Annotated in this window: 6 protein-coding genes; 1 reads left to right on the top strand and 5 read right to left on the bottom strand. The window is 67.9% G+C overall.

Annotation, left to right across the window (positions count from 1 at the left end; all coding sequences use genetic code 11):
* Nucleotides 1-4: 4 nt before the first annotated feature.
* From AB0M95_RS40505 to AB0M95_RS40485, 5 genes are all read right to left on the bottom strand, one after another.
* A complete protein-coding gene (locus AB0M95_RS40505) occupies nucleotides 5-697 on the bottom strand; it encodes a DUF6879 family protein (RefSeq protein ID WP_363776964.1) in 693 nt (230 codons plus the stop codon).
* A gap of 35 nt (nucleotides 698-732) precedes the next feature.
* Complete coding sequence (locus AB0M95_RS40500; protein WP_363776961.1) at nucleotides 733-1,923, bottom strand: hypothetical protein; 1,191 nt, start codon at nucleotides 1,921-1,923, stop codon at nucleotides 733-735.
* 71 nt (nucleotides 1,924-1,994) lie between these two features.
* On the bottom strand, nucleotides 1,995-2,117 hold the full coding sequence (locus tag AB0M95_RS40495) for a hypothetical protein (protein ID WP_363776958.1): 123 nt from the start codon (nucleotides 2,115-2,117) through the stop codon (nucleotides 1,995-1,997).
* Nucleotides 2,118-2,179: 62 nt separating this feature from the next.
* On the bottom strand, nucleotides 2,180-3,259 hold the full coding sequence (locus AB0M95_RS40490) for a ThiF family adenylyltransferase (RefSeq protein ID WP_363776955.1): 1,080 nt from the start codon (nucleotides 3,257-3,259) through the stop codon (nucleotides 2,180-2,182).
* A gap of 212 nt (nucleotides 3,260-3,471) precedes the next feature.
* On the bottom strand, nucleotides 3,472-4,089 hold the full coding sequence (locus tag AB0M95_RS40485) for an ATP-binding protein (protein ID WP_363776952.1): 618 nt from the start codon (nucleotides 4,087-4,089) through the stop codon (nucleotides 3,472-3,474).
* Nucleotides 4,090-4,307: 218 nt separating this feature from the next.
* Between AB0M95_RS40485 and AB0M95_RS40480 the strand changes: the two genes are divergently transcribed.
* Nucleotides 4,308-5,684: a helix-turn-helix transcriptional regulator gene (locus AB0M95_RS40480; protein ID WP_363776949.1), complete on the top strand. Its 1,377-nt coding sequence runs from the start codon at nucleotides 4,308-4,310 to the stop codon at nucleotides 5,682-5,684.
* The last annotated feature ends 309 nt before the right edge of the window (nucleotides 5,685-5,993 follow it).

The following is a 5,993-nucleotide window of genomic DNA, read 5'->3' as shown; positions in this document are numbered from 1 at the left end:
AAGATCAGCGACGACGAGAAGAAGACTTCTCCCCGTAATTCCCCGATCTGTCGATCATCCCAATAGCCCGATTGCCTTCACCGCTTGGGATCAAGAGGCTGATCGCCGGTGGTGCCAGCGGCATGATCTCCCGTTCGTGGTAAGCGATCAGGTCCTCCGCCTGGTCGTACAGGCGTATGAGCGCGTCCAGGCACGGCCCGATCACCTGGGGATCGCTCACCCTGCGCGCCCCGGTATGCGCGCCGGCCGCGTCGTAGAGCACTTCGTAGCAGAGCGAGCGAGAGAAGATCACAAGTTCCGGCAGCGGGGAACTCCGCTCGAAGTCGCGCACGGCGTCCGCGGGGAGGACTCTTACCCGCTCACCTGTCGACACCCGTATCGCCAGTCCATTGATCTCCCACTGCAGGTAAGGCGTGATCGGGGTCTCGACGATACGCAGCCGGCGGAACTCGGCATGGGTGGCGTACTGCTCCTCCAGCGGCAAGCGCCACTCTTCGAGCAGCGCCATGGAGCGTTCCCAGTCGCCGTCCATCATGGCCTGCCAGCTCTCGACGTCGGGCTCGTGGAACTCCTGGGCTCGCTCCAGCTTCCAGACGGTGTCGCCCGCCTCGGCGTAGACCTTGTCGAACTCCTCCTGATATTCGGCGACGGGCAGGTCCTCGCCCCCGGCGGTCCGAAGGTGGTGGAACGGGTCCAAGACTCCTCCGATTTCTGTCGTTATCACGGTCGATGTCACTTTCGTTGCGCGGTCGCCGGGCGCGAGATGGTGACGGCGCGCCGGACTCGCCGGCCATGCCGTCGCCACCAGGCTCTCGCCCAGAGCGACTGGAAGAACAGGATGACGAACAGGGTCACCAGCGCGTCGGCGAACTGGGCGGGGCTAGGCGGACGTGACAGAGTTTCGAACGCCCGGGTCAGCAGGACCAGGGTGGCGGGAAGCGTGATGAGGAGCGCGATCGAGAGGCATCCCGCCGTCCCCAGCGCGGCCAGGGGCGTGTACCAGCGCAGCGCGCGGCGTTCCGCCACGGGCAGAGCGGCGAGAGGGTTCGGCCGTCGGCGGCCTGAGACGAGATGGAGCAGGTAGGCGCCCGCGTCGCGGTACATGTTCCGGCAGCCGGTGAGGTCCTGCAGAACGAAGTACAGGTCGGTACGCATGAACACCAGGAACTGCGTCGCCACCATCGTCAGTGCCGTCAGCATGACGACCGCCAGGATGGGGTGCCTGCCGGTGGTGGCCGTCAGGATCACGCAGACCCCGCACACAGCGCAGTCCACGGCCATGCCGGCCAGATAGACCGTCATCCGGATCCGGCGTTCGGCCAGCCAGATGCCCGAGACGTCCGTCTGCGCCGCGAGGAACTGCAGCCGGGTCCCGAGCCGGATACGTCCCGGAACCCCCGCCGCCCGGGCGGTAGAGAGATGGGCCAGCTCATGAAGGAGGATGAGGGACCAGCCCACCGCTATCTGGGTCAGCAGCACGGCCGTGCCATGGCTGCTCCACAGCAGATCTCGCCAGCCGGGCATGAGCTCCGGACGGTAGACGAGTGTGACAGCGCCGACCACAATGATCAACGCCACGGCTATGTGAAGGCGTGGGCTGAGGGCCCACCGCACGTGCCGGGCCGTGAGGCGTGGCAGCGTAGGGGGAGGCGGCACCGGGGAGCCGGTCGCGCGGCCGTCGACTGCGGCGACCAGGCCCGCTTCGGTCAGCCCGGCGACGAAGCCCGCGACGTCGAGCCGTGTGCCGGTCTCCTCGAAGAGGCGACGCTCGGTCTCCTCGACCGATCCGTACTCCTGAAGCAACTGGATCGCCCGTAGTCCCGCGGACGGTACGGCCACGAAGTCACCGGAATCGACGCGGCCGACGATCCACTCGTCCCTGTCGCGGCGGAATCCGACCTCATGAAGTTCTACCAAGGTCATGCCGGCGCCGTTCCTCCACATGCGAGAGACCGGTAGGCGGATGTGCGCCTTGCCTACCGGTCAGCGCGTGATCAGTTGGAGTTGCCGGAGCTGTCAGCGGTGGTTTCGATCTTGTCGAGTCGGCGAATGGCGATCGTCGCCTTCGCCTCACCCGCGTTCTCGGAGGGCTGGATCTCGTTCTCCGCGTGAGACATGGTGCACCTTCTGTCAGAGGCTCCTGCGGGTTTCCAGATCATCCAGTCAGTTGAGGGCGCAGTCAAGGTTTGTTGGGTGACTTTGTCCGGGCGCACACCGGGCATCCCTCGCGCGCGGGGTGGCGGATGTCGATGAGCTGGTCGGGCGCGATCAGATTCATGCCGCCGACGCGTCCCGGCGGGATGGCGGGAACACCGGTGAGCTGGGTGATCACTGCGTGGGCCACAAGATGCCCGGAGATTCCCGCCGAGGTGGCGATCACCCCTGGCCCACCCAGGTCGACGGGTGTTCCCGGGCGACGCCGGGCCTGCTCGCCCGCACTGACACACTCGTAACACGGTCCGCCCGGTCCGTACACCCCCACCGTCACCAGCGGACCGCTGTAGCCGCCGCCCGCCCAGGGGATACCCGCCTCCGCGCACGCCCGGTTGGCCCAGACGCGCAGGCCGTGGCCGCGAGGTTCGTCGGCGCAGAGCGCGAGCATGTCGGCTCCGGAGACGAGTTCCGCGAGTTCCTCCTGGCTGGTGACCCGCCCGCGGTCACCGGTGATCGTCACATCGGAGTTGATCCCGCGTAGCCGGCGCACGGCCAGGTCCGCCTTGGACTGGCCGACATCCGCCTCGCCGTAGAGGACCTGACGGCTGAGGTTCGACAGCTCCACCACATCGGGGTCCACGCAGTGCAACCGGCCGACGCCCGCGGCGGCGAGCGCCCAGGCCGCGTGGCTGCCCGTGCCACCCAGCCCAAGCACCACCACCCTGGCGTTCCTCAGCCTGAGCTGCGCCTCCCAGCCATGCTCGCGGGGAGTCAGGTCGATCCGCCGGAAGAAGGCGCGATTCCTGCTGTAGCGGTCAAGCTCTCGGGGGCTGAGCTCGCCCGGGCGCGCCGACGCTGCGTCTTCGAGATAACCGGAGCCGATGAGCTGGGCGACCACCGACTCCGCCTGCCCCGCGGACAGTTCGGGGAAGGCTCCGCCCAGTCGCGACACGATCTCCTCCACTGGGCGGGTCCCGTCCATGAGCGAGAGTGCCGCCCAAGCCCATCCGTTCGGATCGTCGATCTCGGCGGCGAGTCCGTAGATCTCGCCACCGACACGGACGGTACCGTCCGGATACCGGTGCGGACGATGCTCCGGTTTCACCCGGGGACAGCGCATGGACATCCTCCCGAAAGACCACGGATCGGACGAACGTGTCAACCCAGGGGTGGTCTCAGGTGATGGGTGCTCGATAGTAGGAGAGCCGTACTATCTGTGTTTGTTTTGCTGGGAATCCCGAGCAGGCGAACACGACGGCGAGGCGGGTGGCCTGGTCAGCCGCCGTTGACAACCCTCGGCCGCTGAGAGTGGTGGTGCTATGCCTGGGTGTCCGGAATGGGGAGGTGGAGCCGCCATTGGCGGAGGGGGGCGAGGCCGGGGCGGAGGTCGGGGAGGGCGGAGTAGGGCAGCCGGGTTCCGGATGCGGTGGGGAGGGCGAAGGCGACGGCCTTGCCGGGGGAGTCGGTGGTGGTCGTGATGGTCCGGTACGCCTGGCAGTGGCCTTGGGACAGCTCGTAGGTCAGCAGCAGGCCGCGCCCGTTTTCGGCGAGGAGCGATAGGTCCGGCTCGGGGAGTGTCGCGAGCCGCTGGAAGGCGTCACGGATCTTGTCCGGCTCCGGATCACCGTCGATGACCTCGCACCAGGTGGGGACGCCGTCGATCCTGAAGATGCGCAGCTCGTATGGTCGCCGACCGTGCCGCTCGGCGTTCGCGGCCAGCTCGGCGACGACGATCTCGGCATCGGTAATCGCGTCGTCGCTGACCCCCGCACGCTGGAGCACCTCTCGGACGACGGTACGCGCCCGACGCGCCGCCGAGCCGGGCTGCAGGGCCTTCACGAGCACTCGGACGTCCTGATGATGCTGCTCGGTGGCGGTCTGCTGCCCGTCCGGCTGCTGAGAAGAGGTGTGCGGGGTGGAGTCGGCGGGGGGCATGGCGGTGCTCCGTTCGTTGTCGGTGACGGTGCACAGCAGGAAAGGCCGCCGGGCGAGAGAAGAGAACGGCGTCGTGTGCGCGTTGATCGCGGACGCGGGGTGTCGTACGCCGGAGCTGGTCGATCTCTGGTCGTTTGACCGGAAGGGCTTGGCGCGGGGCCGAGGTCGGTGCAATCGTCGTCACAGTCAGTGGTCATGCGGCTACCAAGGGGGTTTGCGTGGGGGTGCGGGGACAGGAGGCCGGCCGTCCGGAGCTGGTCAGGGCGCGGCGGCGGAAAGGGCTCAGTCAGGAGACGGCGGCTGAGGCGGTCGGGGTGTCGCCGACCACGTGGGCGCGGTGGGAGCGCGGCGAGCAGGGAGTTCGCGCCCGGCATCGGGCGCGGATGGCCGCAGTGTTCGGTGTCGAGGCGATCGAGGTGGAGCGGTGGGTGGAGGGCTGGGCCTTCGTGGAGACACCTTCCTGGCCGCTCGTGGACTGTGGAGGCGGCTCGCTGGAGGCTACGGTGAAGTCGGCCGACCTGCTGTGGAGGTTCGAGATGGATCCGTCCCGCCGTCACCTGCTGGCCACGCTGCCGTTCGTCCCGGCCGCGCTGGGAGAGTGGCTGTCCTCCTGGACGTACGACACCCCCGCCGCCTCGACCGCGCACGCGGGGTCCGGCCGGGCGGTCGGCATGGCGGACGTGCAGCGGATCAACGAGGCCCGCCAGGCGTTCAGCCGGATGGACCACCAGTTCGGAGCGGGCCTCGTCCGCCCGGTCGTACTGCGCTACCTCAACAGCAATGTCACCCCACTGCTCCACGGCGGCTACGACGACAAGGTCGGCGCCGAATTGATGACCGCGGCTGCGGGCATGAGCTGGATGGCCGGCTGGACGTCCTTCGACATGCACCACCACGGGCGGGCGCAACACCATTTCGGGCAGGCGCTGAGGTTCGCCAAGGCGGGGGACGACCCGATTACGGGGGCGTGGGTGCTGTCGACCTTGACGCAGCAGGCCATCCACACGGACCAGCCGGGCTGGGCTGTACGGCTGGCGCGAGCCGCCGCCGAGTCTGCGCGTCGCGGTCAGGCGCCCCCGCGCGTGATGGCTCTCATGACGATCAGAGAAGCCTGGGCCACAGCCCTACATGCGAGACCGGCCGAGACTGGGGACAAGCACAGCGCCGGGCAGGTCGAGCGCTTGCTTGTCGAGGCCGAACGCGCACACTCCCAAGGTGCCGCTGACCGCGATCCAGCGTGGATCGCACTACACGAGGCGGTCGAGTTGAACGCCGAAGCGGGTCGCTGCTGGAGCTTGCTGGGCGAGCACCATCGGGCGGCGGAGTGTGCCGAGGCGGCCGTGAACGCTTTCCAGGAACGTCTTCCTCGCTCAGCTCAGTTCAACCTGGTACATGCCGCAGACGCATATCTGGGAATGGGAGAGTTGGAGCAGGCCCTCGATTCGGCCCGGACCGCAGTCCCCATGGCCAAGGCGCTCAGCTCCGCTCGCTCGGTCGAGTTCGTCCAGGCGTTCGCCGACCGCCTCGAACCATACGGCACCACCGTGGCCGTCCGCGAGTTCCGCGACCACCTGCGAAGTGAGCTGGCTGCTTGACGGCCTATCGGCCTACGCCTTAGCCGGCCTGTAGCAACGTTGCGCCTTGAGCCGAAGAAGCCCCGTCCTCGTGCGGGGAGGACGGGGCTTCTTCGCATGCACCGGGATTTGGCGGATCCCTTACGATGCCCTGCGTCGTTTCGAGAGCACCGGAATAGCGGCTATCTGATCTTCGCGTAGATCATCCCAGATGATGCCAGTAGGCCGCCGCCGCTTAGCCTGATGAATTCACCGGCACGCCGGTGAACGTCACCTAGCGTCACAAACGACAAAAGGTGCCGCTCTGACCTGGCATGATCTGGATTGACT

It is taken from the genome of Sphaerisporangium sp. NPDC051017, assembly GCF_040683095.1.
In the GTDB taxonomy this organism is placed as follows: domain Bacteria; phylum Actinomycetota; class Actinomycetes; order Streptosporangiales; family Streptosporangiaceae; genus Sphaerisporangium.
The sequence above is the reverse complement of the archived record's forward strand: the minus strand, read 5'-3'. Positions and strand labels throughout refer to the sequence as shown.

What these genes read in the sequence shown, in the direction of transcription:
- AB0M95_RS40500 (WP_363776961.1), bottom strand. Translation starts at nt 1,923, where the DNA reads ATGACCTTGGTAGAACTTCATGAGGTCGGATTCCGCCGCGACAGGGAC.
- AB0M95_RS40495 (WP_363776958.1), bottom strand. Translation starts at nt 2,117, where the DNA reads ATGTCTCACGCGGAGAACGAGATCCAGCCCTCCGAGAACGCGGGTGAG.
- AB0M95_RS40485 (WP_363776952.1), bottom strand. Translation starts at nt 4,089, where the DNA reads ATGCCCCCCGCCGACTCCACCCCGCACACCTCTTCTCAGCAGCCGGAC.